Here is a 25,248-nt window from a genome sequence, read left to right as displayed (position 1 = left end):
TAATATCGACTGAAAGGGCCCCTTCGCGAGCAAGCCCGCTCCCACACTGGATTTTCATTGTTCAGGTCAGCAAAAAATAATCGCGACCTTCGACCTGCCCCCGTCGCAACGGGTTGCGCGTGCAATACGGCGCGTAAGCCGCGTCGACGAAACGGTACATCAAATGCTCATCGCGGCCGTGGGGAATGCCCAGGCGCGTGGTTTGTATGATGTGAGCGGGCGCCGGGCCGACATCTTCCACCAGCAGCACTTCATGGTCGAAGCGCTTGGCGTCCCAGACCGGAACCTTCAGGCCCAACGCTTTGCAGAGCAGCGTCTGTCCGGCGCAAAGTTTTTGCGAGGGGCGAGGGCGACCCTGGGCGTCGGGATTGTTCAACAGCATCTGCGCCAGGCTCGCCGGCCCGCTCAAGTCATCGACCCACGGATAGGCGGATTTGATCAGCACAGCATTGCCCGGCCCTTGGGCGCTGAAGTTCAGGGAGTCGCCGCCACGGGCGTAGTACATATAGATGTGGCCGCCATCCAGAAACAAAGCCTTACGTTTTTCTGTGTAGCCGAGGGAGGCGTGGCTGCCTTTTTCTTCGAAGTAATAGGCTTCGGTCTCGATGATCCGGGCGCTGAGCCACAGGTCGCCGACCCGGTGACGAATGACTTTGCCGAGTAAATCCCGGGCCAGCGTTTGGGCATCTCTGTCGAAAAATGCATCCGCGAGCCCCTTGGGCAGGCTTGTCGCGGGCGTGCGAACAGTCAGGTTAGTCATGATGAACGGTGTTTATCAGGGCTGATTGAGCCGCGATGATAACAATTTGCAGCTTAATCACGGCTGAACGTCGGCAAATTGCCCTCCATTTCGACCATCCGCCCGTCACCGCTGTTAGTCCCGGGACGCGACAGCTATAATCTGCCGCTTTACTCTTTACCAAGACCTTAGCAAAGACCACTCCAGACCATGACTGAGTCCGTTCTTGACTACATGACCCGATTGGGTCGCGCTGCCCGCGAAGCTTCTCGCGTCATCGGCCGTGCCAGCACCGCGCAGAAAAACCGCGCCTTGCAGGCTGCTGCCAAGGCGTTGGACGCCGCACGCGCCGAGCTGACGGCTGCCAATGAACTGGATTTGGCCGCTGGCCGCGCCAATGGTCTTGAGCCTGCATTGCTTGAGCGTCTGGCGCTGACCCCGGAACGTATCGACGGCATGATCGTCGGTTTGCGTCAGGTGGCGGCGCTGCCGGACCCGGTCGGCGCGATCCGCGACATGAGCTTTCGGCCGTCGGGCATTCAGGTCGGCAAGATGCGCGTGCCGTTGGGCGTGATCGGGATCATCTACGAATCCCGGCCGAACGTGACCATCGATGCCGCCAGCCTGTGCCTGAAGTCCGGCAACGCGACCATCCTGCGTGGCGGCTCCGAGGCGATTCATTCCAACCGTGCCATTGCCGCCTGCATCCAGCGCGGTCTGGCCGAAGCCGATTTGCCTGCCGCCGTGGTGCAAGTGGTCGAAACCACGGACCGTGCCGCCGTTGGCGCGCTGATCACCATGCCGGAATACGTCGACGTTATCGTGCCCCGTGGTGGCCGTGGCCTGATCGAGCGCGTCAGCCGTGACGCTCGCGTGCCGGTTATCAAGCACCTGGACGGCATCTGTCACGTTTACGTCAGTGCTCATGCCGACCTGCCGAAAGCCCAGCGCATCGCGTTCAACGCCAAGACTTACCGCTATGGCATCTGCGGTGCGATGGAAACCCTGCTGGTGGACCAATCGGTCGCCAAGGATTTCCTGCCGTCGATGGCTGCACAGTTCCGCGAAAAAGGCGTCGAGCTGCGCGGCTGCGAACGCACCCGGGCGATTATCGAGGCTATTGCAGCGAGCGAAGAAGACTGGAACACCGAGTACCTAGCGCCGATTCTTTCGATCCGTGTGGTCGACGGGCTGGAACAGGCCATCGAGCACATTAATAAGTACGGCTCCCATCACACCGATTCGATCGTCAGCGAAAACCTGGCCGACACCCGGCGTTTCGTCGCGGAAGTCGATTCGTCGTCGGTCATGATCAACACCCCGACATGCTTCGCCGATGGCTTCGAATACGGATTGGGTGCCGAGATTGGCATTTCTACTGATAAGCTGCACGCCCGCGGCCCGGTGGGCCTCGAAGGTCTGACCTGCGAGAAGTACATCGTGGTCGGTGATGGCCAGTTGCGCGGCCAGGCGTCGGACTGACTTGGGCGACCTCGACCAGTCAGCCCCGGTAACCGCCAGCGAGCCTGCGCCTCGACGCATTGGCATGCTGGGCGGAACCTTCGACCCGGTGCACATCGGCCATTTGCGCAGTGCGCTGGAAGTCGCCGAATCGCTGGCGCTCGATGAACTGCGTCTGACACCCAGTGCCAGACCACCTCATCGCGGTACGCCGCAGGTATCGGCGAAAGACCGTCTGGCGATGGTCGAGTGCGCGGTGGCCGGTGTGGCGCCGCTGGTGGTGGACGCCCGCGAATTGCAGCGGGACAAACCGTCCTACACCATCGACACCCTGGAACTGATGCGCGCAGAAATTGCCGCCTCCGACCAGGTTTTTCTACTTTTGGGCTGGGACGCATTTTGCGGCCTGCCCACTTGGCACCGCTGGGAAGAGTTGCTCCAGCATTGCCACATCCTGGTGCTGCAACGCCCGGATGCCGACAGCGAACCGCCGGATGCCTTGCGCAATCTGTTGGCGGCACGCTCGGTGAGCGACCCGCTGGCCCTCAAAGGGCCGAGCGGACAGATTGCATTCGTCTGGCAGACACCGCTCGCGGTATCCGCCACCCAGATCCGTCAACTGCTGGCCAGCGGTAAGTCGGTACGTTTCCTGGTGCCCGACGCGGTCCTGGCCTACATCGATGCGCACGGTCTCTACCGTGCGTCGAACTGAAAAAGGGCGCGCTTCAAAACACGTGAACGCGTGTACCGAAGCGCCCGAACATACGAGCAAAACGAGTTTTATATGACGAACAAAGACGTAACTAAAGTAAAGCGCAAAGGCACGTTCAAGAGCGCCCCGCTGCCAGTAGAAGTTCCAACCGGCCCCGAGCTGCGCGGCGAAGAGCTGGTCAAGGTTGCCGTAGCGGCCCTGGAAGACGTCAAGGGCCAGGACATCCAGGTGATCGACGTTCGTGAAAAGCAGAGCATCACTGACTTCATGATCATCGCCACCGGTACGTCCAACCGCCAGATCGGCGCGATGCTGGATAAGGTCCGCGAAGCGGTCAAAGCCCAGGGCGTCAAGCCGCTGGGTGAAGAAGGCAAGGGCGACAGCGACTGGGTCCTGCTGGATATGGATGATGTCATCGTGCACATGATGACCGCTTCGGCTCGTCAGTTTTACGACCTGGAGCGTCTGTGGTCCGGTGCAGAACAGAGCCGTGCTCTGAACGCGGCTCACCACAGCCCGGAAAACACCCATGAGCACTTCGTCAAGCTCAACAAAGACCAGCAATAAGGGACCGCTGTGCGACTGCGACTGATCGCCGTCGGTTCTCGCATGCCCAAGTGGGTGGAAGAAGGCTGGCATGAATATGCCAAGCGTCTTCCGTCCGAGCTGGCGCTGGAACTGGTGGAAATACCGCTCAACACCCGTGGCAAGAACGCCGACGTGGCGCGCTTCATCCGTCAGGAAGGCGAAGCCATGCTGGCCAAGGTCGGGCCGAACGAGCGTGTTGTGACCCTCGAAGTCCACGGCAAGCCCTGGAGCACCGAGCAGCTGGCGGTCGAGCTCGATCGCTGGCGGCTGGACTCGCGCACGGTGAATTTCATGGTCGGCGGCCCCGAAGGGCTGGCGCCGGAAGTCTGTGCCCGGGCCGATCAGCGCTGGTCGCTCTCGCCGCTGACGTTGCCGCACCCGCTGGTGCGAATCCTGATCGGCGAACAGCTGTATCGTGCCTGGACAGTCCTGTCCGGCCACCCTTACCACAAGTAGTTCTGCCCTCATGCCCCAGCCGATCCGCATCAAGGACCACGAAAAAGACGCCCGTCTGGTGCGTGGCCGCGTCGTGTTCGGGGCAATTGCGGTGGTGTCGCTGATCTGTGTGCTGATCGCGCGGCTGTATTTCCTTCAGGTGATCCAGTACGAGTACCACTCGACCCTGTCGGAAAACAACCGCGTCCATGTGCAGCCGATTCCGCCGACCCGCGGGCTGATTTTCGACCGCAATGGCGTGGTGGTGGCCGATAATCGGCCCAGCTTCAGCCTGAGCATGACCCGCGAGCGCTCCGGCGACTGGCAGCAAGTGCTCGACGTCATTGTCGAAGTGCTGGAGCTGACGCCCGAGGACCGGGTGATCTTCGAGAAGCGCATGCGTCAGGGGCGCCGGCCATTCGAGCCGGTGCCGATCCTGTTCGAGCTGACCGAAGAACAGATCGCCCGCATCGCGGTGAATCAGTTCCGTCTGCCGGGCGTGGAAGTGGTCGCGCAGCTGGTGCGTCACTATCCGCAGGGCGCGCACTTTGCGCACTCGGTGGGTTACATGGGGCGGATCAACGAGAAAGAGCTCAAGTCTCTGGACCCGGTGAGTTACAGCGGCACCCATCAAATTGGCAAAACGGGCATCGAGCGCTTCTACGAGCCCGAATTGCACGGTCAGGTCGGTTACGAAGAAGTCGAGACCAACGCCCGTGGCCGCGTGCTGCGGGTACTCAAACGTACCGAACCGATTTCCGGCAAGGACATCGTCCTGAGCCTGGACATCAAATTGCAGGAGGCCGCCGAAGCTGCACTCGGCGGTCGCCGTGGCGCAGTGGTGGCGCTGGACCCGAAAACCGGCGAAGTCCTGGCGATGGTCAGTCAGCCGAGTTTTGACCCGAACCTGTTTGTCACCGGCATCAGCTTCAAGGCCTATTCCGAGCTGCGCGACTCCATCGACCGGCCACTGTTCAACCGCGTGCTGCGCGGCCTGTACCCGCCGGGTTCGACCATCAAACCGGCCGTGGCAATTGCCGGCCTGGATTCTGGCGTTGTGAACGCGTCGAGTCGGGTGTATGACCCCGGCTATTACCAGCTGCCCAATTACGATCACAAGTACCGCAACTGGAACCGTACCGGCGACGGCTACGTCGATCTGGACACGGCGATCATGCGCTCCAACGACACCTATTTTTACGACCTGGCCCACAAGCTGGGGATCGATCGGCTGTCGGCCTACCTGGGCAAATTCGGCATTGGCCAGAAGGTCTCGCTGGACATGTTCGAAGAGTCGCCGGGGCTGATGCCGACACGGGAATGGAAGCGGGCAACCCGTCGTCAGGCCTGGTTCCCGGGCGAGACGCTGATTCTGGGGATCGGTCAGGGCTACATGCAATCAACGCCCTTGCAACTGGCCCAGGCCACGGCGCTGGTCGCGAACAAGGGGGTGTGGAACCGTCCGCACCTGGCCAAGACCGTTGAAGGCGAGCGGCCGAAGGATGAAAACCCGATGCCGGACATCATCCTGCGTGACCCGTCCGACTGGACCAAGGTCAACCACGGCATGCAGCAGGTGATGCACGGTGCCCGTGGCACTGCGCGCAAAGCGGCGATCGGTTCGCAATACCGGATTGCCGGCAAGAGTGGTACGGCCCAGGTGGTCGCGATCAAGCAGGGTGAGAAGTACGACCGTTCCAAGGTTCAGGAGCGTCACCGCGACCACGCCTTGTTCGTCGGCTTCGCGCCGGCCGACAACCCGCAAATCGTGGTGTCGGTGATGGTCGAGAACGGTGAATCCGGTTCCGGCGTCGCCGCGCCCGTGGTGCGTCAAGTCATGGACGCCTGGCTCCTGGACCAGGACGGCCGACTGAAAGCCGAATACGCCAGCCCTATCAGTGCGGAGGCTACGGCCCGTGAAGAGTAATTTCGATCGCATCCTCTCCAGTGAGGATGTGATGCGTCGCCGTGCGACGCTGTTGCAACGCCTGCACATTGACGGCCCGTTGCTGATCCTGCTGTTGACGCTCGCCGCCGGCAGCCTGTTCGTGCTGTATTCGGCCAGCGGTAAAAGCTGGGATCTGCTGGCCAAGCAAGCCACTTCGTTCGGCATCGGTCTGGTATCGATGATCGTCATCGCCCAATTCGAACCGCGTTTCATGGCCCGTTGGGTGCCAGTCGGTTATGTGGTCGGTGTGCTGTTGCTGGTGGTGGTGGATGTCATGGGCCACAACGCCATGGGTGCTACGCGCTGGATCAACATTCCCGGGGTAATCCGCTTCCAGCCCTCGGAATTCATGAAGATTCTGATGCCGGCGACCATCGCCTGGTACTTGTCCAAGCGCACCTTGCCGCCGCAGCTCAAGCATGTGGGTGTCAGTCTGTTTCTGATTGGGTTGCCCTTCATTCTGATCGTGCGTCAGCCCGACCTCGGCACTTCGCTGCTGATTCTGGCCGGCGGTGCGTTTGTGCTGTTTATGGGTGGCTTGAAGTGGCGCTGGATCATCAGCGTGATCGCCGCCGCCGTGCCGGTGGCCGTGGCGATGTGGTTCTTCATCATGCACGACTACCAGAAACAGCGAATCCTGACCTTCCTCGACCCCGAGAGCGATCCGCTGGGCACTGGCTGGAACATCATTCAGTCGAAAGCCGCCATCGGTTCCGGCGGCGTGTTCGGCAAAGGCTGGTTGCTTGGCACTCAGTCGCACCTGGACTTCCTGCCGGAAAGCCACACCGACTTCATTATTGCGGTCATGGGCGAAGAATTCGGCCTGGTGGGCATCTGCGCACTGCTGCTGATTTACCTGCTGTTGATCGGCCGCGGGCTGGTGATTACCGCTCAGGCCCAGACATTGTTCGGCAAATTGCTCGCAGGCAGCCTGACCATGACGTTTTTTGTTTACGTTTTCGTCAACATCGGTATGGTCAGTGGCCTGTTGCCGGTTGTGGGGGTGCCGTTGCCGTTCATTAGCTACGGAGGAACTTCGCTGGTGACGCTGCTGTCAGCGTTTGGGGTTTTGATGTCGATCCATACCCATCGCAAGTGGATCGCTCAGGTTTGAATAAGGTGAAGATTTCAATGCAAGTAATGCGTGGCTGGGCGACTCGATATGCGCCATGGGTCGGCCTGGTAAGCATCCTTGGCACAGCGCAGGACGCGTTGGCCGGCGATTACGAAGGCTCACCCCAAGTGGCCGAATTCGTCGGTGAAATGACCCGCGACTACGGTTTTGCCGGTGAACAGCTGATGGGGGTGTTCCGCGAAGCCGAGCGCAAGCAGTCGATTCTGGACGCGATCTCGAAACCGGCCGAGCGGGTCAAGCAGTGGAGCGAGTACCGCCCGATGTTCATCACCGACGCGCGCATCGCCCGTGGTGTGGACTTCTGGCGTCAGCACGAGGCGGTACTGGCCCGTGCCGAGCAGGAATATGGCGTACCGGCCCAGGTAATCGTCTCCATCATCGGGGTCGAGACCTTTTTCGGCCGCAATACCGGAAATTTCCGGGTAATCGACGCCTTGTCGACCCTGGGTTTCGACTATCCTCCCCGTGCCGAATTTTTCCGCAAGGAATTGCGTGAGTTCCTGTTGCTGGCCCGGGAAGAGCAGGTCGATCCGCTGACTCTCAAAGGTTCCTACGCCGGCGCCATGGGGTTGCCGCAGTTCATGCCGAGCAGCTTTCGTGCCTATGCGGTGGACTTCGACGGTGACGGCCACATTAATATCTGGACCAATCCGGACGATGCCATTGGCAGCGTCGCCAGTTATTTCAAACGTCACGGCTGGGTCGCCGGCGAACCGGTGGTCAGCCGCGCCGATGTACGTGGCGATCAGGTGGACGAAGGTTTGACCACGGGCATCGAACCGACTAAAACCGTCGGGGAGTTGCGGGCGCTGGGGTGGTCAAGTCATGATGCGCTGCGCGATGATATGCCGGTCACGGCTTTCCGCCTGGAAGGTGACAATGGCCCCGAATACTGGATGGGTCTGACGAATTTTTACGCAATCACGCGTTATAACCGCAGCGTGATGTACGCCATGGCCGTACATCAACTGTCTGAACAGCTGGTCCAAGCACGGGGCGTCAAGTAATGCGGGCATTGCCTATGAATAAACCCCTGAAGCTGATGGCATTCGCCGCGTTGGCGGTGCTGATCGCCAGTTGTTCGACCAGCCGTTCGCCGACCCAAAAGTCTTCCACCGCCGTGCGCGCAGCGCCAGGCCTGGACATCAACCGCGCGCACAAAGATGGCGCGCCGTGGTGGGACGTCGATGTATCGCGCATCCCGGATGCCACGCCGACCCTGCACAGCGGTCCTTATAAAGCCAACCCGTACACCGTGCTGGGCAAGACCTATTTCCCATTGCAGGAATCCAAGACCTACGTGGCCTCGGGCACTGCGTCCTGGTATGGCACCAAGTTCCATGGTCAGAACACCGCCAATGGCGAGGTTTACGACCTGTACGGCATGAGTGCTGCTCACAAGACCTTGCCACTGCCAAGTTACGTTCGGGTGACCAACCTGGACAACAACAAGAGCGTGGTTTTGCGAGTCAACGACCGTGGGCCGTTCTACTCGGACCGCATCATCGACTTGTCCTACGCAGCGGCCAAGAAACTGGGCTACGCCGAAATCGGCACCGCGCGGGTCAAGGTTGAAGGTATCGATCCACAACAGTGGTGGGCCGCGAAAGGCCGTCCGGCGCCTTTGATGCTCAATGAGCCTCAAGTAGCGCAAAATGCCGCGCCGACGATTACGGCTTCGGCGGGGACGGTCGAGCAATGGACGCCACCGCCGCAGCAACACGCTTCGGACACCGTGCCTGTGCCGATCAGTGCAAAAAAAAACGCTTCTGTACCAGCCTCTGGCCAGTATCTGCAGGTGGGCGCGTTCGCCAACCCGGACGCTGCAGAACTCCTGAGATCGAAGCTCAGCGGGATGGTGAGCGCTCCGGTGTTCATCAGTTCGATCGTGCGCAATCAACAGACGCTGCATCGGGTGCGCCTGGGGCCGATCGGCTCTCCGGGTGAAATCCAGCAAGTGCAGAACAGTGTGCGCCTGGCCAATCTCGGTTCGCCGAGCCTGGTCACTGCCGAGTAATACGTAGTACTTGATTGACGGTTCGCTTGCGGTTTGGGGGGTGGACCTGGTTGTTGGCTCGTTAAAGAACAAAAGCCCGGCAAGGGTTCTGAGTGAACAACTGAACACGCGACAGCTCGTTAGAAAGCTGTCTGATTAGTTTTGCCCCTTAGGGCAGTTTCCATTAGCGATTTCGAGAGACGGATGAACATCACCACCTTTGCCAAACGACTGTGCCTGCTAGTACCGCTGCTCCTCTCGCCTGCCGCTTTCGCGGTCGAGATGATGCCGTCGCCACCGCAACTGGCCGCCAAAGCCTATGTACTCATGGACGCCAGCAGCGGCAACGTGCTGGTGGAGAACAACGGTGACCAGCGTCTGCCTCCGGCCAGCCTGACCAAGCTGATGACCGCGTATATCGCGACCCTGGAAATCCGTCGTGGCCAGATCGGCGAAAACGACCCGGTAACCGTCAGCGAAAACGCCTGGCGCACCGGCGGTTCGCGGATGTTCATCAAGGTCGGCTCGCAAGTCACGGTCAGCGACCTGCTGCACGGCATCATCATTCAGTCGGGTAACGACGCCAGCGTTGCGCTCTCCGAGCACATCGCGGGCAGCGAAGACGCCTTCGCTGACATGATGAACAAAACCGTGGCCGATCTGGGCATGACCAACAGCCACTTCATGAACCCGACCGGTCTGCCGAACCCTGAGCACTACTCGTCGGCGCACGACATGGCGGTGCTGGCTCGCGCGATCATCCACGAAGACCCGGCTCACTACGCGATCTACTCGCAGAAAGAGTTTTTCTGGAACGGCATCAAGCAACCTAACCGTAACCTGCTGCTGTGGCGCGACAAGACGGTCGACGGCCTGAAAACCGGTCACACCGACGAAGCCGGCTACTGCATGGTGTCTTCGGCAGTGCGTGATGGCATGCGCCTGATCGCTGTGGTGTTCGGCACCAACAGTGAAGTGGCTCGCGCCTCCGAAACCCAGAAGCTGTTGACCTACGGTTTCCGCTTCTTCGAAACCCAGACGTTCTATCAGAAAGGCGCCGAGCTGGCTCAGGCTCCTGTCTGGAAAGGCACCACCAATCAAGTCAAGGCCGGCCTGGCTGAAGACCTGACCATGACCCTGCCAAAAGGCCAGCTGAAGAAGCTCGCCGCGAGCATGACCATGAACCCGCAACTGGTTGCGCCAATCGCCAAGGGCGACGTGATCGGTAAAGTCGAAGTGAAGCTGGACGACAAAGTCGTGCATAGCGCTGACCTGATCGCTCTGGACGCGGTCGACGAGGGTGGTATCTTCCGCCGCATGTGGGATAGCATCCGTCTATTCTTCTACGGCTTGTTCAACTGAATTAGTGTGGACCTGCATGGCCCTGTTCCAATCCGGAACGGGGCCATGTCCGTTGCCACGGCTTACGAGGCCGTTACGCCATGACAGACACCGAAGTAAAGGCGCCAAAAATCGAATTCCCCTGCGCGGATTACCCGATCAAGGTGATCGGCGACACCGGCGTGGGTTTCAAGGACAAGATCATCGCGATCCTTGAGAAACACGCGACCGTTGACCACCAGACCCTGGCCGAGCGCCAGAGTACCAACGGCAAGTACACGACCATCCAGTTGCACATCATCGCCACCGGTCAGGAACAGCTGTACGACATCAACAGCGAGTTGCGGGCTACCGGTTTCGTGCACATGGTGCTGTGATGTCTGCCGCGGTGGGCTTTCGCGAGCTAGGCCAGATGGCTTACGAGCCGGTCTGGCACGCCATGCAGCGCTTCACCAACGAACGCGGCAGCGATGCCGCGGACGAGATCTGGCTGGTCGAGCACCCACCGGTGTTCACCCAGGGGCAGGCCGGCAAGGCTGAGCATTTGTTACTCCCGGGAGATATTCCGGTGGTAAAGGTTGATCGCGGTGGTCAAGTGACTTATCACGGTCCCGGCCAATTGGTGGCCTACCTGTTGCTCGACGTACGCAAGCTGGGTTTCGGCGTGCGTGACCTGGTCAGCCGCATGGAACAATGCCTGATCGAGTTGCTGGCCAGCTATGGCGTGACCGCCGTGGCCAAGCCGGATGCTCCGGGTGTTTACGTCAATGGGGCGAAAATCGCTTCTCTGGGTCTGCGGATCCGCCACGGTTGCTCCTTTCATGGCCTGGCCCTGAATGTGGACATGAACCTGGAACCGTTTCGACGGATTAATCCCTGCGGCTACGCCGGGCTGGCGATGACCCAGCTGAGCGATCACGCAGGATCGATTGAATTTGCCGAGGTAAGTGCCCGGCTGCGCGCGCAGCTCGTCAAACACCTCGACTATGCTGAGCAGACGACCCTAACGGGCGGAATCGACTGATATGACTACTGATGCAGTGCAAACCATGATCCCGACGCTGGATGTCACCGAGCGTCCGGCCCCGCGTGCCAAGGTTGAAGCCGGCGTGAAGCTGCGCGGCGCCGAGAAGGTTGCACGTATCCCGGTGAAGATCATTCCGACCACCGAACTGCCGAAGAAACCTGACTGGATTCGCGTGCGTATCCCGGTTTCCCCGGAAGTCGACCGCATCAAGGCCCTGCTGCGCAAACACAAGCTGCACAGTGTCTGCGAAGAGGCGTCCTGCCCGAACCTGGGCGAATGCTTCTCCGGCGGCACCGCGACTTTCATGATCATGGGCGACATCTGCACCCGTCGCTGCCCGTTCTGCGACGTTGGCCACGGTCGTCCGAAGCCACTGGATACCAATGAGCCGGAAAGCCTGGCCATCGCCATCGCTGACCTGAAACTCAAGTACGTGGTGATCACCTCGGTCGACCGCGACGACCTGCGCGACGGCGGTGCACAGCACTTTGCCGATTGCATCCGCGAGATCCGCAAGCTGTCGCCGAACGTGCAGCTCGAAACCCTGGTCCCGGATTACCGTGGCCGCATGGACGTTGCGCTGGAAATCACCGCTGCCGAGCCGCCGGATGTGTTCAACCACAACCTGGAAACCGTACCGCGCCTGTACAAGGCTGCGCGTCCTGGTTCGGATTACCAGTGGTCGCTGACCCTGCTGCAACGCTTCAAGCAGATGATGCCGCACATTCCGACCAAGTCCGGCCTGATGCTGGGTCTGGGCGAGACCGACGAAGAAGTGATCGAAGTCATGAAGCGCATGCGCGAACACGACATCGACATGCTGACTCTGGGCCAGTACCTGCAGCCGTCCCGCAGCCACTTGCCGGTCCAGCGTTTCGTGCACCCGGACGTGTTCGCCTGGTTCGCCGAGGAAGGTTACAAGATGGGCTTCAAGAACGTCGCTTCCGGCCCACTGGTGCGTTCCTCGTACCACGCCGACGAGCAGGCGAAACTGGTTAAAGCCGAGCTGATGTCGTCCTGATCGGCTGCCAGACATGAAAAACGCCCGCAGGCATTCAGCCTCGCGGGCGTTTTTTTGCCTGCCCACGGCAATGGCAGACTTTTCCTGCAACTTTCGGCGCGACTGACCCTCTTCTGTTTGTCCCCGTTCCTGACTACTGTGTGTTTGACGCATTCACGCAGGGAGATTCATGGATGACCGTTCGACCGACTCACACCCTTTGTCCTCACGCACCCGTTCCGGCCTTGCCGTCGCAAGGGCTGATCGGCGTTATTGCGCCTGCCGGTCCCGCAGCGCTGGACACCGACAATGCCATCGCCTGGATGCGCGCTCGCGGATACTCACTGCGGGTTTTCCCTGGCGTGTACGAGAAAGATGATTATTTAGCCGGCAGTGATGATGTACGGCTCAATGACCTGCACGCCGCGTTCGCCGACAGTGAGGTCGACGCGATCATTTGCTTGCGTGGGGGGTACGGTACGCCGCGGTTACTCGATCGTATCGACTTTGAACTGCTGCGCAACAATGCCAAGCCGTTCATCGGCTACAGCGACATCACCGCGCTGCACTTGGCGATCAGCCGTTATGCGGGTTTCGTGACCTTTCATGGCCCGATGCTCAACGCCGACCTGCTGGGTGACAAGCAAAAACCTACCGAGTCTTCATTCTTCAACATGCTCAGAGGGCAGGTGAAGGCGGGCAGCGTGTTGGCGCACCCGGTCGCCTACCCGTTGACGACGATTGAGCCTGGTATCGCTCACGGACGCTTGCTGGGGGGCAATCTGTCGCTGATTGCGGCGACCATGGGTACGCCGTATGAGTTGGATGCCGAGGGCGTCATCCTGTTCATCGAGGACATTAACGAGCCGCTGTATCGCATCGACCGGCTGCTGACCCATCTGCGCCTGGCCGGCACGCTGCACAAGCTGCGCGGGGTTTTGGTGGGGGATGTGGCGGGGGTTGATACGGTTGCGTTGGAGCGCTTGCTCAAGCAGACCTTTGCGCCTTTGCGGATACCGGTGTTGGCAGGGTGGCGCAGCGGGCATTGTGATCCGAATTTGACGCTGCCAATGGGCGCGCTGGTCAGATTGGATGCGGGGAGCAAGGAATTGGTGTTGGAGCAGGATGTGGTGATCAAGGCTTAGATGGTCATCGCCTGACAGTCCGCCTTCGCGAGCAAGCCCGCTCCCACAGGTGACCGAGTTCTCTCATAGGAATACGGTCGAATGTGGGAGCGGGCTTGCTCGCGAAGGCGGCATTCACCATACGGCTGACTATCGGTTACGAAGGCCTTCGAGCAACTTGTGCGTCGGATACCCATCCGCCGGCCAGCCAAACGACTGCTGGGCGCTGCGGATCGCCTTGCGGGTGTTGGCGCCGATGATGCCGTCGGCGGTGCCCGCGTCGTAGTTCTGAGCGCTCAACAGGCTTTGCAGTTCGATCCGCTCGGTACGGCTCAGCGGCAAATCATCTTTCGGCCATGTGCCGTTGATCAGGCCGGCGCCATTGAAACGCTCGGACAACAGGCTAACGGCCAGGGCATAAGACGACGAGTTGTTGTACTTGAGGATCGCGCGGAAGTTGTCGAGGACCAGGAACGCCGGGCCACGGTAACCGGCCGGCAGCAGCAGGGCGGCTGACAGCTGTTCGGAGCCTGGCGGAACCCGACCGCCATTGGGCAGGGTGACACCCAGTTGCAGCCATTCAGCGACGCTCTTGCGAATCGTGCCATCGGCCAGGACGTAGTTGAAACTGCCCGGTAGCTGCACCTCGAAGCCCCATGGCTGGCCTTTCTGCCAGCCTGAGCTTTGCAGGTAATGCGCCGTCGAGGCCAGCGCGTCGGCCGGGCTGCCCCAGATGTCGCGGCGACCATCGCCATCGAAGTCCACGGCGTGGGTGTTGTAGGTGGTTGGGATGAACTGGGTCTGGCCCATGGCGCCGGCCCAGGAGCCAAGCATTTTCTCAGGCTCGATATCACCCTGTTGCAGGATCTGCAGGGCGGCGATCAGTTGCGCGTGGGCAAATCCGGGACGCCGACCTTCATAGGCCAAAGTCGCCAGGGAATTAATCACCGACTTGTTGCCCTGGAACTGCCCGAAGTTACTTTCCATGCCCCACACCGAGACCAGTGCCTGACGATCGACGCCGTAGCGCTGTTCGATGCTTTGCAGGATGTCGGCGTACTGGCTGACCAGCGCCTGGCCTTTGCGTACCCGCAGCGGCGAAAGGGCTCCGTCGAGGTATTCCCACACCGGACGGGCAAATTCCGGCTGGCTGCGGTCGGCGCGGATGACGCTGGTGTCGAGGCTGACATTGGCAAAGGCGCGGTCGAACAGGTCGGCGCGGATACCGGCGGCCAGAGCGTCCTTGCGGAACCCCGCCTGCCATTCGGCGAAGGTCTGGGTGGGCTGGATGTCGAGGTCTTCACCGGTCGGAACCACGGGCGGAATGACCGCAGGGGCTGTCGCAACGGGGAGGGTCTGAAGCGGTTGGGCGTCGGCGGCGGTCGGTTTTTCCGCGCAGGCGACTAGCAAAACGAGGCTGGAGGCAGCGATCAGTTGGCGCAGGGGCCAACGACGGGAAATACAAAGGGGCATGCACGGGTCCAGGGAGTACGAATCAGGTGCAGACCTTAACATGTTGAGCGAGCGCTTGCCTTTCAGGCCGCCAGAAAGTAAGAAGCCTCCCAGCTATTAGGCTGGAAGGCTTCGCGGCGGTAGCTGCCTTTGCCCTTGCCGGCTGGTTCCTGACGGCTGCGGAACAGTGGCTGGGCGATAATGGATTTGGCCTTGTTGGGGCCATTTTTGGATGGCTTTTTGCTCATGAGCGGATCTCTCGATTGAGTGGGTTTTGCGGGGGAAATAATCTGCCGAAGTTGAGATTCTGTCTATAGGGCAAATGGATGTGAGTAGTGTAGGAAACCTCTGTAGCAGCTACAGAGGTTGTGTTTACTCGGCAGGCAAGTTCAGCCGCTGGCCGGCCATCAACAACGACAACCGACTCAAACTCATCCACGGCGAACCGGCCGCCTGGCCTTTGATCTGCGCGTCGATGCGCTGAGCTTCCAGCAATAGCTGCGCCCAGCGTTGCGCCGAGTAGCGTTGCAAGGCTTTGCTCATCAATGGTTTGCGTTTGTCCCAGACTGGCGGTCGGGCAGAGCTGAAGGCTTTGTCCAGTGGCACGCCCTGGCTGTACTGCAGCGACAGGTTGGCCAGCAGACGCAGCTCCCGGGCCAGCGCCCAGAGAATCACCGGTGGTTCGACGCCTTCACCGCGCAGCCCTTCGAGCATGCGCAGGGCATGAGCCGCTTCGCCGTTGAGAATCGCGTCGGTCAGTCCAAAGACATCGAAGCGCGCACTGTCAGCGACGGCCGCTTGCACGGTTTCGACGGTGATCTGACCGCCTTCGGCCATCAGCTTGAGCTTTTCGATTTCCTGGGCAGCCGCGAGCAGGTTGCCCTCGACCCGTGCGGCGATCAGTTCGACGGCGTCCTGGCTGGCGGAAAGCCCGGCCTGGGACAACCGTTGACGGATCCAGCTCGGCAACTGGTTGGCCTCTATCGGCCAGATTTGCACGAACTGCGTCTGCTGGCCTTCGACCAGTGCCTTGCCCCACTTGGTTTTCTGCGCACTGCCGTCAAGTTTCGGTAGGCTGATCAGCAACACCGTGTCTTCGGCGGGCCGTGAGCAGTACTCGATAAACGCGGCAGCGCCTTTGTCACCGGGTTTGCCGGACGGCAGACGCAGTTCCAGCAGGCGCTTTTCAGCGAACAGCGACATGCTCGCGCCGGCTTGCAGCAACGTTCCCCAGTCAAAACTGGCGTCGGCGGCGAAGACCTGGCGCTCGTCGAATCCCTGTTGGCGGGCGGCGGCACGAATGGCGTCGGCGGCTTCCTGACACAGCAGTGGGTCATCGCCACTGATGATATAGACCGGCGCGAGGGCACCTTGCAGGTGTTTGGCGAGTTGGGCGGGGGCGAGTTTCATAGGAGAGGGCGAACGGGGCGCCTGGGCGCCCCGTAAGTCTTACTGCTGCGGCAGTTGGATTGGCGACTGACGCGGAGTGTTCGCTTCAGCCTTCTGCGCCGCTTCCAGTGCATCGGCTTCAGCCTTGGCTCTGGCTTCGGCGGTCTGTTGCAGCTGATCCAGCTGGGTCGGCGTGAGCTGTTGCAGGCGCAGCATCATCCGTTGAACCAGTTCACGACGGGTTTCCTTGCGGGCGTCGTTGCCTTCCTGGTCGGAACCCACCAGGTTGTTGCCGTCGTGCATGAAGACTTTCTGCACTTCGAGCTTGTCACTCAGCAGCGACAGGTCGCGCCCACCACGGATATCGTAGTTCAGCACTGTAGTCACCTGATACTCGCCAGTACGACCGGCACCTGCGTAGCTGAGGATGCGCTGGCTTTCCTGCTCATCGGTCAGCACCAGCTTGTAAGGTGCGCCGCTGTAGACCTTGACGCCGCTGCTTTCCAGCACCTGACGCAGTTGCGTCACCGTTTCGCCGTAGGCGTTACGGGCACTCAGGTCGAGTTCCTTGATCGCCAGTTCAGTGGTGCCGGTGCCGCGCAGCTGGAAACCGCAGGCGCTCAACAGGACCGCAAGGCCCATCACCAGCAAATTGCGTTTGATCATCTTGTTGCTCCCCTTGAAACCATGTGGGCCGATCTTGCGGCCCGAAAGGTTTTATTCGGCGCCAGGCATGACCTGGCGCCTGATCCAATTAGCTGGCGACGATATTGACCAGTTTCCCGGGCACTACGATCACTTTACGAATGGTCAGACCGTCAACAAAGCGCAGCACGTTCTCGTTGGCCCGTGCGGCGGCTTCGACTTCTTCGCGGCTGGCGCTGGCGGGCATTTCGATGTGGCCGCGCAGCTTGCCGTTGACCTGGATGACCAGTTGCAGGCTGTCCTGCACCAATGCGCTTTCGTCCAGCACCGGCCAAGCGGCGTCGATCACCGGGTCAGCGTGGCCCAGGCGATGCCACAGCTCGTGGCTGATGTGCGGGGTGATCGGGGCCAGGAGCAGAGTGACGGCTTCCAGACCTTCGTGAACCAGCGCGCGATCCTGTTCGGTGCCTTGCGGGGCTTTTTCCAGCACGTTCATCAGCGTCATCACCTGAGCGATGGCGGTGTTGAATTTGTGGTTCTGGCCGACGTCGTGGCTGGCCTGCTTGATCGCCTGGTGGATCGAGCGACGAATGGCTTTCTGCTCGTCATTCAGGCTGGCGACGTCCAGTTTGCCCGGCAGGCCCTGAGTGACGTGGGCTTGAGCCAGGCGCCAGACACGCTTGAGGAAGCGGTGCGAACCTTCGACTCCGGAGTCGGACCATTCCGCGCTCATGTCGGGTGGTGAGGCGAACATCATGAACAGCCGGCAGGTGTCTGCGCCGAACTGGTCGATCATCGACTGTGGGTCGACGCCGTTGTTCTTCGACTTGGCCATCTTCTCGGTGCCACCGATTTCCACCGGCAGGCCGTCCGCGATCAGCTTGGCGCTAATGACTTTGGCTTTGCTGTCGCGTTCGAGTTCGACGTCCGCCGGGTTGAACCAGGTGTAAGCACCGTTGGCTTCACGACGATAGTAAGTCTCGGCGATCACCATGCCCTGGGTCAGCAGGTTCTTGAACGGCTCATTGGAACTCACCAGGCCTTCGTCGCGCATCAGCTTGTGGAAGAAGCGCGCGTAGAGCAGGTGGAGAATGGCGTGTTCGATACCGCCGATGTACTGATCAACCGGCAACCAATGGTCGGCGGCCGATTTTTCCACCAGACCGCCTTCATAGTGCGGGGAGGCGTAACGGGCGTAGTACCACGAGGACTCGACGAAGGTGTCCATGGTGTCGGTTTCACGCTTGGCCGGTGCGCCGCATTTCGGGCAGCTGCATTCGTAGAACTCGGGCATGCGCGCCAATGGCGAACCGGCGCCGTCCGGCACGACGTCTTCCGGCAGCACGACTGGCAACTGATCTTCCGGGACCGGCACATCACCGCAGGTGTTGCAGTGGATGATCGGGATCGGGCAACCCCAGTAGCGCTGACGGCTGATGCCCCAGTCACGCAGGCGGAACTGGGTACGCGAGGCGCCGAGGTTCTTCTTGATCAGCGCGACTTCGATGGCGTCAAAAGCGCCCGCGAAGTCGAGGCCGTCAAACTCGCCGGAATTGATCAATGTGCCGTGCTCGCCGTAAGCGTCTTGCCACGGAGCCGGGTTGGTGTCACCGGAACTGGTGCGCACCACTGACTTGATCGGCAGGTTGTACTTGGTGGCGAACTCAAAATCGCGTTCGTCGTGAGCCGGTACAGCCATGACCGCGCCATCGCCGTAGTGCATCAGCACATAGTTGGCGACCCACACCGGGAGCTTCTCACCGGTCAGTGGATGCTCGACGAACAGCGAAGTGCGCAGGCCTTTTTTCTCTTGAGTGGCGACGTCGGCTTCGGCAACGCTGCCGCCCTTGCATTCAGCGATGAACGCTTGCAGCTCAGGGTTGTTCTGCGCAGCCAGGGTAGCCAAATGGTGTTCGGCGGCCACCGCAACGTAGGTTGCGCCCATCAGGGTGTCCGGACGGGTAGTGAATACTTTCAGCGCGCCGGTTTCACCGATTGAGGAGACGTCATACGGGAACTGCACTTCCATGCCGCGGGATTTGCCGATCCAGTTGCGCTGCATGGTCTTGACCTGTTCAGGCCAGCCCGGCAGATCGTCGAGGCTCGACAGCAACTCATCCGCGTAGGCGGTGATCTTGAAGTAGTACATCGGAATTTCGCGCTTTTCGATCAGCGCGCCGGAACGCCAGCCGCGACCGTCGATCACCTGTTCGTTGGCCAGAACGGTCTGATCGACCGGGTCCCAGTTCACGGTGCCGCTTTTTTTGTAGATCACGCCTTTTTCGAACAGGCGAGTGAACAGCCATTGTTCCCAGCGGTAGTAATCAGGCTTGCAGGTGGTGACTTCGCGGGACCAGTCCACCGCGAGGCCCAGGCTGCGCAGCTGGGTTTTCATGTAGGCGATGTTTTCGTAGGTCCACTTGGCGGGCGCTACGTTGTTCTTCATCGCGGCGTTTTCCGCCGGCATGCCGAAGGCGTCCCAACCCATGGGTTGCAGGACGTTCTTGCCTTGCATGCGCTGGTAGCGGGAGATCACGTCGCCGATGGTGTAGTTGCGCACGTGCCCCATGTGTAGCTTGCCGCTGGGGTAAGGGAACATCGACAGGCAGTAGAAAGTCTCCTTGCCTGGCTGTTCACTGACTTCAAAGGACTTTTGCTCGTCCCAGAACGACTGGGCGGCGGCTTCGATTTCACGGGGCTGATATTGTTCGTGCATGGCTACTTTTGAACTGAATAGGGGTGGCCTAATCCTCTTCAATGCAACGCTGGACGGTGATCACGCCAAATCGGCGTTTCGGTGCCCAGACGAGCTGGAAGTGGAGTTACAGGAAGCGCCGTAGCATACATGACCGCACTCTACCGAGGGAAACCCTGATTACTGCTGCGGGTCGCCCAAAAACCGCTGCGAGGGCCGTTGGTCGCAGCACTCAGCCGGTTTGTTGATGGAAGCTAAGCTCTAAATGGGGAGTGAGTCTTATCTTCAATGAGGTGATGGATGGTTGAGTCACGGCAAAAAGTTACAAAACCGGAGCTGTACGAGAGACTGATCGATCGTCTGGGAATCGCCCTGGACGCGGCAAAAACCGCTGACCGGTTACGCGATGAGCGTCCGGTGGAACTGGAATTGCGTGGCTTGAGCCCCGCAGAGTTTGCACTGGTCAAGGCGTATCTCGATCGCAGTGAACGTGAGACACACGGATGCTTGTCAGAAGCAGTGAAGCAACTCGACGCACCACGTTCGGCCAAGATCATCTGGCTCAAGGACAAGGTTCCCGGCAGGGACGCGGTAAAGGTCCGGTCTTTGCAATTCAAGTAAGGACACTGGAAGCAATGTCTGATGTATTTGTGAAGCATATTCCTTCCGTATTTGTTGTCGCCTTGCGTCAACCCACTTAGGCTTCGGGCATCTTTTTGGAGATGCTCGATGCCTTTTCGATATTTCGTTAAACAACTCCTGTTACCGCCCGGCATTCTTTTGCTGCTGTTGGTGCTTGCCTGGTGGTTGCGACGCTCAAGACCGCGCCTTGCCGGGTTGTGCTTTGCGCTGGGCGTGGGCGGCTTCTGGCTGATGAGCTTGCCGGTGGTGGTGCAGTGGGGCGCCAAGGCGCTGGAGCGTGAAGCGCCGCTGGCTCGCGATGAATGGGCAACATTGGCGCAGCACGCCGACGCGATTGTAGTGCTGGGCGCGGGGCGTGAACGTGGCGATCTGGCCTGGGGCGACGACCAGCCAACGGGTGTGGCGCTGCAGCGCGAGCGGTATACGGCGCGGCTGGCCAAGGCGTCGGGCTTGCCGGTCCTGACCAGTGGCGGCCTGCATTACGACACGCCACCGACTGAAGCCCGGTTGATGGCCGACTCGTTGCAAGATGATTTCGGCGTCCCCGTGCGTTGGCAGGAAGGGCGCAGCCGCACGACCTGGGAGAACGCGCAGTTCAGCGCCGAGGTGTTGTTGCCGCAAGGGATCAAGCGTGTGGTGATCGTGACTCAGGCCTGGCACATGCCGCGAGCCGTCTGGAGTTTCAAAAAAGCAGGTTTTGAAGTGGTGCCAGCGCCGATGGGGTTTTTAGGCGTGGACAACGCCCGGCCACTGGGTGGCTGGATGCCGGAATTCAAGTCGATCTGGCAGAGCGGGCAGCTGTTGAATGAGGCGGTGGGGCAGATCGGTTACTCAATGTTTTACTGATGACCTGTGGCGAGGGGATTTATCCCCTCGCCACAAAAGCTGACTTAGACGGTTTTTGCCATCCGGCTCGCCACCAGCGCCCAGCCAAACAACAGCACGCAAACAATGATCAGCGGCCACGAACGCCATTCCAGATAGGGCGTCAGGTTGTGCATGGGCACCACTTCACCGTACAAAATGCCACGCTCGAACTGAGGGATCTGCGCGGTGATCTGACCGAACGGGTTGATTAAACCGGTCACGCCGTTGTTGGTGGCGCGGATCATCCAGCGACCAGCCTCCAGTGCGCGCATCTGCGCCATCTGTAAATGTTGCAGCGGGCCGATGGACGTGCCGAACCAGGTGTCATTACTGATGGTCAGCAGCAGTTCGCTACGCGCCGCAAGGCTGGCGGCGAATTCCGGGTAAACCACTTCGTAGCAGATGAACGGCGCAATCTGATAGCCCTTGGCTTGCAGCATCGGCTGATCGGCGGGACCGCGGGCAAAGTCCGACATCGGCAGGTCGAAGAAGGCGATCAGCCCGCGCAGCACTTCCTGCAACGGAACATACTCGCCAAACGGCACCAGCTTCTGTTTGAGGTAGGTGCCATCGCCTTCGCCCACGACGGTGATGCCGTTGTAGAAATGCTTCTGGTGATGGACTTCCTCGCGAATCGGCACACCGGTAATCAGTGCGGACTTACGCTCTGCTGCGAAGCTTCCCATCATGTTCAGGTAGCCCTCGGCGGACTCCTTGAGCACCGGGATGGCCGTTTCCGGCCAGATCAGCAAGTCGACCCGTTTCGAACTGAAACTCATATCGCGGTACAGCGCCAACTGCGCGTTGAGCTGCGCCGGGTCCCACTTCATGCTCTGTTCGATGTTGCCCTGAATCGCCGCGACACTCAGCGGAGCGCCCGCCGGGGTTGTCCAGGCGTGTTCCTTGAGCGCCATGCCGGCCACCCAAGGGCCGACCAGCAGCAACACACCCGCGGCGATGAAACCTTTGCGGCCGGTGCGCACCAGACGCAACGCGTTATAGATCAGCGCTGCCGTCAGGGCCAGGGTGAAGGAAATCAGCCACATCCCGCCGAGCGGTGCAAGCCCGGCCAACGGGCCGTCGAGCTGACTGTAACCGGAATAAAGCCAGGGAAAACCCGTCAGGAACCAGCCGCGAAAGGCTTCCTGACCGACCCACAACGCTGCAAACGCCAGGGCGTCGGCCAGCGGTGCTTCGTTACGGCGCAGCCAGCGCGCCCAGATCCAGGCGGGCAGGGCGAAGAACCAGGCAATCGCCGCCGTGAAGATCAGCATCAGGAAACCGGCCAGCAGCACCGAAGCGCCGCCGAAGTGGTGAATGCTGTAGTAGATCCAACTGGTGCCCGCGCCAAACAGGCCAAAACCGAAACACCAGCCACGGCCCAAGGCCTGGCGTGGGTTCAGCTCGCGTAAGCCGGCATAGAAGAAACCGACCGCCAGCAATGCCAACGGCCAGATATCGAACGGCGCCAGGGCCAGGGTGGTGAGTGCACCGGCCGCCACGGCCAGCAGGTTACCGGGCCAGCCGGGGCGGGTTATCCAGCGCATTTCTATCCTTAGTTTTTACCGAGCAATAGGCGTCAGGCGAAGCAAGTGAATCCGACGGCTGTCGGCGTTCAGGATGCGGAAGCGATAAGGGCCGATTTCAGTGATTTCGTTGCGTTTTGGCAGGTGCCCGAACGCGCTCATCACCAAGCCGCCGACAGTGTCGAATTCGTCATCGGAGAATTGGCTGTCGAAAAACTCGTTGAAGTTCTCGATCGGCGTCAGGGCCTTGATCAGGAAGTCACCGCTGGGCAGCGGTTTGATGTAGCTGTCTTCTTCGACGTCATGCTCGTCTTCGATGTCGCCGACGATCTGCTCCAGCACGTCTTCGATGGTCACCAGGCCCGCCACACCGCCGTATTCGTCGATGACGATGGCCATGTGATTGTGGTTGGCACGAAACTCGCGCAGCAGCACATTCAGGCGCTTGGACTCGGGCACGAAAGTGGCCGGGCGCAGCAAGTCCTTGATGTTGAAGCTGTCGCCGTTCTCCTTGAGGATCAACGGCAGCAAGTCCTTGGCCAGCAACACGCCCATCACGTCATCGTGGCTTTCGCCGATCACCGGGTAGCGGGAGTGGGCCGAGTCGACCACGGCAGGCAGGAACTCGCGGGGTGTCTGGGTCGCCTTGATGCTGATCATCTGCGAGCGCGGGACCATGATGTCCCGTACTTGCAGGTCAGCAACCTGGATGGCGCCTTCGACGATGGCCAGCGCTTCGCTGTCCAGCAACTTGTTTTGGTGTGCGTCGCGCAGCAGCTCCAGCAGCTCCTGGCGGTTCTTCGGCTCGTGGGCAAAAGCCTGGGTGAGCTTACCCAGCCATGACTTTTGCCCGTTGCTCGATCGATCTTCGCTCATAGCGATTACTCTGAATCCTTTGTTGTAACGATAGGGGATGTGTCTGTTTCGTCGTCCGCATACGGGTCGGGATAGCCCAACTCTGCAAGCAACGTTCGTTCCAGTGCTTCCATTTCTTCGGCTTCATCGTCATCTATATGGTCGTAACCCAATAGATGCAAGCAGCCGTGAATGACCAGATGAGCCCAATGGGCCTTGAGTGCCTTGTCTTGTTCGGCGGCTTCGCGCTCGACCACCGCCACGCAGATCACCAGATCGCCCAGCAGCGGGATATCGAGAAACTCGTCGGGCACATCGGCAGGAAACGACAAGACGTTAGTGGCGTAATCCTTTTGCCGCCAGGTGTGGTTCAGCTCGCGACCTTCCGCTTCATCGACCAAACGGATGGTCATTTCGGAGTCGGCGGTGCGCTGGCGCAGCGCCAGTTCGCACCATTGGCGGAACTCGGCTTCGCTTGGGGCTGGCGCTTCGGTAGCCAGTTGCAGATCAAGCTCAAGCATCGTGGCGATTGTCCTTGGACGAGATCTTCGCCGGTTCGTCGGCCACGCGATTCTCGAAGCGCTCGTAAGCTTCGACAATGCGCTGCACCAGTGGATGGCGCACGACGTCTTTGGGCATGAAATGGGTGAAGCTGATACCCGGTACGTCCTTGAGCACTTCGATCACATGGTGCAGCCCGGATTTGGTGCCTTTCGGCAGGTCGACCTGGGTGATGTCACCGGTAATGACGGCGGTAGAGCCGAAGCCGATCCGGGTCAGGAACATCTTCATCTGTTCGACGGTGGTGTTCTGGCTTTCGTCGAGGATGATGAAACTGTTGTTCAAGGTGCGACCGCGCATGTAGGCCAGCGGCGCAACTTCGATCACCTGACGCTCGATCAGCTTGGCGACGTATTCGAAGCCGAGCATTTCGTAGAGTGCGTCGTAGAGCGGGCGCAGGTACGGGTCGATCTTCTGCGACAGGTCGCCGGGCAGGAAACCGAGCTTTTCGCCCGCTTCAACCGCCGGACGCACCAGCAGGATGCGGCGAATCTGCTCGCGTTCCAGCGCATCTACCGCGCAGGCAACGGCCAGATAGGTCTTGCCGGTACCGGCCGGGCCGATGCCGAAGTTGATGTCGTTACCGAGGATTTCCTTCACGTAGCGCAACTGATTCAAGCCGCGAGGGCGAATCATGCCTTTTTTGGTGCGCAAGGCGACGGAAGGTTCGGAGGGGGAGACGTTGTCCAGCTCTTCGACGGCCGATTCCTGCAGGAACAGGTGAACCATGTCCGGCGACAGCTCGGTACCCTTGGTTTCCCGGTACAGGCGGCGCAGGAGGTTTTCCGCGGAGGTGGTGTGCTTGGGTTCGCCGATCAGTTCGAACTGGTCTCCGCGGTTGCGGATCTCGATATTCAGGCGCTGTTCGATCAAGCGCAGATGCTCGTCGAATTGCCCGCACAGATTGGCGAAGCGGCGAGCTTCAAAAGGCTCGAGGATAAAACGATGTGGTTCTATGGGTGCGTTCAAGGTCGTATTTAGCCGCCCTGGGGCAATTAAGATGAAATCAAGGATAACGCCAGAGGCCTGGGTGCGAAAGGTCTTATACAGACCAATCTGAATCGGGCGTCTGGCACGGTCCCTGTGGGAGCGGGCTTGCTCGCGAAGAGG

At 60.4% G+C, this 25,248-nt stretch carries 25 protein-coding genes; 15 read left to right on the top strand and 10 right to left on the bottom strand.

From position 1 onward, the window contains the following. Nucleotides 1–61 precede the first annotated feature (61 nt). Nucleotides 62–760, bottom strand: coding sequence for a DNA-3-methyladenine glycosylase (locus KW848_RS17335; protein WP_192410814.1), 699 nt, complete (start codon nt 758–760; stop codon nt 62–64). Between the two features lie 189 nt (nt 761–949). Between KW848_RS17335 and KW848_RS17330 the strand changes: the two genes are divergently transcribed. The 13 genes from KW848_RS17330 (at nt 950) to KW848_RS17270 (ending at nt 13,527) form a co-directional block, all read left to right on the top strand. Beyond that, nucleotides 950–2,221 (top strand): glutamate-5-semialdehyde dehydrogenase, encoded by a 1,272-nt coding sequence (locus KW848_RS17330; RefSeq protein ID WP_218537559.1) that lies wholly within the window; start codon nt 950–952, stop codon nt 2,219–2,221. Between the two features lies 1 nt (nt 2,222). Then, nucleotides 2,223–2,912 (top strand): nicotinate-nucleotide adenylyltransferase, encoded by a 690-nt coding sequence (gene nadD, locus KW848_RS17325; protein ID WP_256365194.1) that lies wholly within the window; start codon nt 2,223–2,225, stop codon nt 2,910–2,912. A 72-nt stretch (nt 2,913–2,984) separates the two neighbouring features. Beyond that, nucleotides 2,985–3,479, top strand: a complete 495-nt coding sequence (gene rsfS / locus KW848_RS17320) for a ribosome silencing factor (protein WP_111451172.1) — start codon at nt 2,985–2,987, stop codon at nt 3,477–3,479. A 9-nt stretch (nt 3,480–3,488) separates the two neighbouring features. After that, on the top strand, nt 3,489–3,956 hold the full coding sequence (rlmH, locus tag KW848_RS17315) for a 23S rRNA (pseudouridine(1915)-N(3))-methyltransferase RlmH (protein WP_007937439.1): 468 nt from the start codon (nt 3,489–3,491) through the stop codon (nt 3,954–3,956). A gap of 10 nt (nt 3,957–3,966) precedes the next feature. Continuing rightward, nucleotides 3,967–5,862: a penicillin-binding protein 2 gene (mrdA, locus tag KW848_RS17310; RefSeq protein WP_111451171.1), complete on the top strand. Its 1,896-nt coding sequence runs from the start codon at nt 3,967–3,969 to the stop codon at nt 5,860–5,862. 31 nt (nt 5,863–5,893) lie between these two features. Further along, on the top strand, nt 5,894–6,997 hold the full coding sequence (gene rodA, locus KW848_RS17305) for a rod shape-determining protein RodA (protein ID WP_192410905.1): 1,104 nt from the start codon (nt 5,894–5,896) through the stop codon (nt 6,995–6,997). A 17-nt stretch (nt 6,998–7,014) separates the two neighbouring features. Continuing rightward, a complete protein-coding gene (gene mltB / locus KW848_RS17300; protein ID WP_192410815.1) occupies nt 7,015–8,025 on the top strand; it encodes a lytic murein transglycosylase B in 1,011 nt (336 codons plus the stop codon). Next, entirely contained in the window at nt 8,025–9,035 is a 1,011-nt protein-coding gene (locus tag KW848_RS17295; RefSeq protein WP_192410816.1) for a septal ring lytic transglycosylase RlpA family protein, read from the top strand. The genes mltB and KW848_RS17295 overlap by 1 nt, the downstream gene beginning before the upstream one ends. A gap of 183 nt (nt 9,036–9,218) precedes the next feature. After that, nucleotides 9,219–10,376 (top strand): D-alanyl-D-alanine carboxypeptidase family protein, encoded by a 1,158-nt coding sequence (locus KW848_RS17290; RefSeq protein ID WP_033054153.1) that lies wholly within the window; start codon nt 9,219–9,221, stop codon nt 10,374–10,376. 80 nt (nt 10,377–10,456) lie between these two features. Next, on the top strand, nt 10,457–10,732 hold the full coding sequence (locus KW848_RS17285; protein WP_150641215.1) for a DUF493 domain-containing protein: 276 nt from the start codon (nt 10,457–10,459) through the stop codon (nt 10,730–10,732). Next, nucleotides 10,732–11,379, top strand: a complete 648-nt coding sequence (gene lipB / locus KW848_RS17280; RefSeq protein WP_056744566.1) for a lipoyl(octanoyl) transferase LipB — start codon at nt 10,732–10,734, stop codon at nt 11,377–11,379. The genes KW848_RS17285 and lipB overlap by 1 nt, the downstream gene beginning before the upstream one ends. A 1-nt stretch (nt 11,380) precedes the next feature. Next, entirely contained in the window at nt 11,381–12,403 is a 1,023-nt protein-coding gene (gene lipA, locus KW848_RS17275; protein WP_008152832.1) for a lipoyl synthase, read from the top strand. A 173-nt stretch (nt 12,404–12,576) separates the two neighbouring features. Continuing rightward, the gene (locus tag KW848_RS17270; RefSeq protein ID WP_218537558.1) at nt 12,577–13,527 is read left to right on the top strand and encodes an LD-carboxypeptidase; all 951 of its coding nucleotides are present in this window, start codon (nt 12,577–12,579) and stop codon (nt 13,525–13,527) included. A gap of 129 nt (nt 13,528–13,656) precedes the next feature. Here KW848_RS17270 and KW848_RS17265 read toward each other — a convergent pair whose 3' ends face one another. From KW848_RS17265 to leuS, 5 genes are all read right to left on the bottom strand, one after another. Beyond that, nucleotides 13,657–14,979, bottom strand: coding sequence for a lytic murein transglycosylase (locus KW848_RS17265; protein ID WP_111451166.1), 1,323 nt, complete (start codon nt 14,977–14,979; stop codon nt 13,657–13,659). A gap of 62 nt (nt 14,980–15,041) precedes the next feature. After that, complete coding sequence (arfA, locus tag KW848_RS17260) at nt 15,042–15,206, bottom strand: alternative ribosome rescue factor ArfA (RefSeq protein ID WP_218537557.1); 165 nt, start codon at nt 15,204–15,206, stop codon at nt 15,042–15,044. Nucleotides 15,207–15,330: 124 nt separating this feature from the next. After that, nucleotides 15,331–16,368: a DNA polymerase III subunit delta gene (gene holA / locus KW848_RS17255; RefSeq protein ID WP_111451165.1), complete on the bottom strand. Its 1,038-nt coding sequence runs from the start codon at nt 16,366–16,368 to the stop codon at nt 15,331–15,333. Between the two features lie 39 nt (nt 16,369–16,407). After that, complete coding sequence (gene lptE / locus KW848_RS17250; protein WP_218537556.1) at nt 16,408–17,013, bottom strand: LPS assembly lipoprotein LptE; 606 nt, start codon at nt 17,011–17,013, stop codon at nt 16,408–16,410. 88 nt (nt 17,014–17,101) lie between these two features. Further along, nucleotides 17,102–19,708 (bottom strand): leucine--tRNA ligase, encoded by a 2,607-nt coding sequence (gene leuS / locus KW848_RS17245; RefSeq protein ID WP_218537555.1) that lies wholly within the window; start codon nt 19,706–19,708, stop codon nt 17,102–17,104. Nucleotides 19,709–19,987: 279 nt separating this feature from the next. Between leuS and KW848_RS17240 the strand changes: the two genes are divergently transcribed. Both KW848_RS17240 and KW848_RS17235 read left to right on the top strand, forming a co-directional pair. Further along, on the top strand, nt 19,988–20,308 hold the full coding sequence (locus tag KW848_RS17240) for a hypothetical protein (protein WP_111451162.1): 321 nt from the start codon (nt 19,988–19,990) through the stop codon (nt 20,306–20,308). Nucleotides 20,309–20,416: 108 nt separating this feature from the next. Next, entirely contained in the window at nt 20,417–21,175 is a 759-nt protein-coding gene (locus KW848_RS17235; protein ID WP_218537554.1) for a YdcF family protein, read from the top strand. Nucleotides 21,176–21,219: 44 nt separating this feature from the next. Here KW848_RS17235 and lnt read toward each other — a convergent pair whose 3' ends face one another. Genes lnt through KW848_RS17215 form a run of 4 tightly spaced genes read right to left on the bottom strand, consistent with a single transcriptional unit; the run spans nt 21,220 to nt 25,107 of the window. Next, entirely contained in the window at nt 21,220–22,743 is a 1,524-nt protein-coding gene (gene lnt, locus KW848_RS17230; protein ID WP_218537553.1) for an apolipoprotein N-acyltransferase, read from the bottom strand. A gap of 15 nt (nt 22,744–22,758) precedes the next feature. Next, a complete protein-coding gene (locus tag KW848_RS17225; protein WP_008152854.1) occupies nt 22,759–23,598 on the bottom strand; it encodes an HlyC/CorC family transporter in 840 nt (279 codons plus the stop codon). Between the two features lie 5 nt (nt 23,599–23,603). Next, on the bottom strand, nt 23,604–24,098 hold the full coding sequence (ybeY, locus tag KW848_RS17220; protein ID WP_192410823.1) for an rRNA maturation RNase YbeY: 495 nt from the start codon (nt 24,096–24,098) through the stop codon (nt 23,604–23,606). After that, nucleotides 24,091–25,107 carry a PhoH family protein gene (locus KW848_RS17215; protein ID WP_111451241.1) on the bottom strand — a complete coding sequence of 339 codons (1,017 nt, stop codon included), beginning with the start codon at nt 25,105–25,107 and terminating at the stop codon, nt 24,091–24,093. Before KW848_RS17215 ends, ybeY begins: the two co-directional genes overlap by 8 nt. Nucleotides 25,108–25,248 lie beyond the last annotated feature (141 nt).

Source organism: Pseudomonas sp. PDM25, from assembly GCF_019219045.1.
Classification (GTDB): Bacteria; Pseudomonadota; Gammaproteobacteria; order Pseudomonadales; family Pseudomonadaceae; genus Aquipseudomonas.
This window is presented reverse-complemented; position numbering and strand designations above follow the sequence as displayed.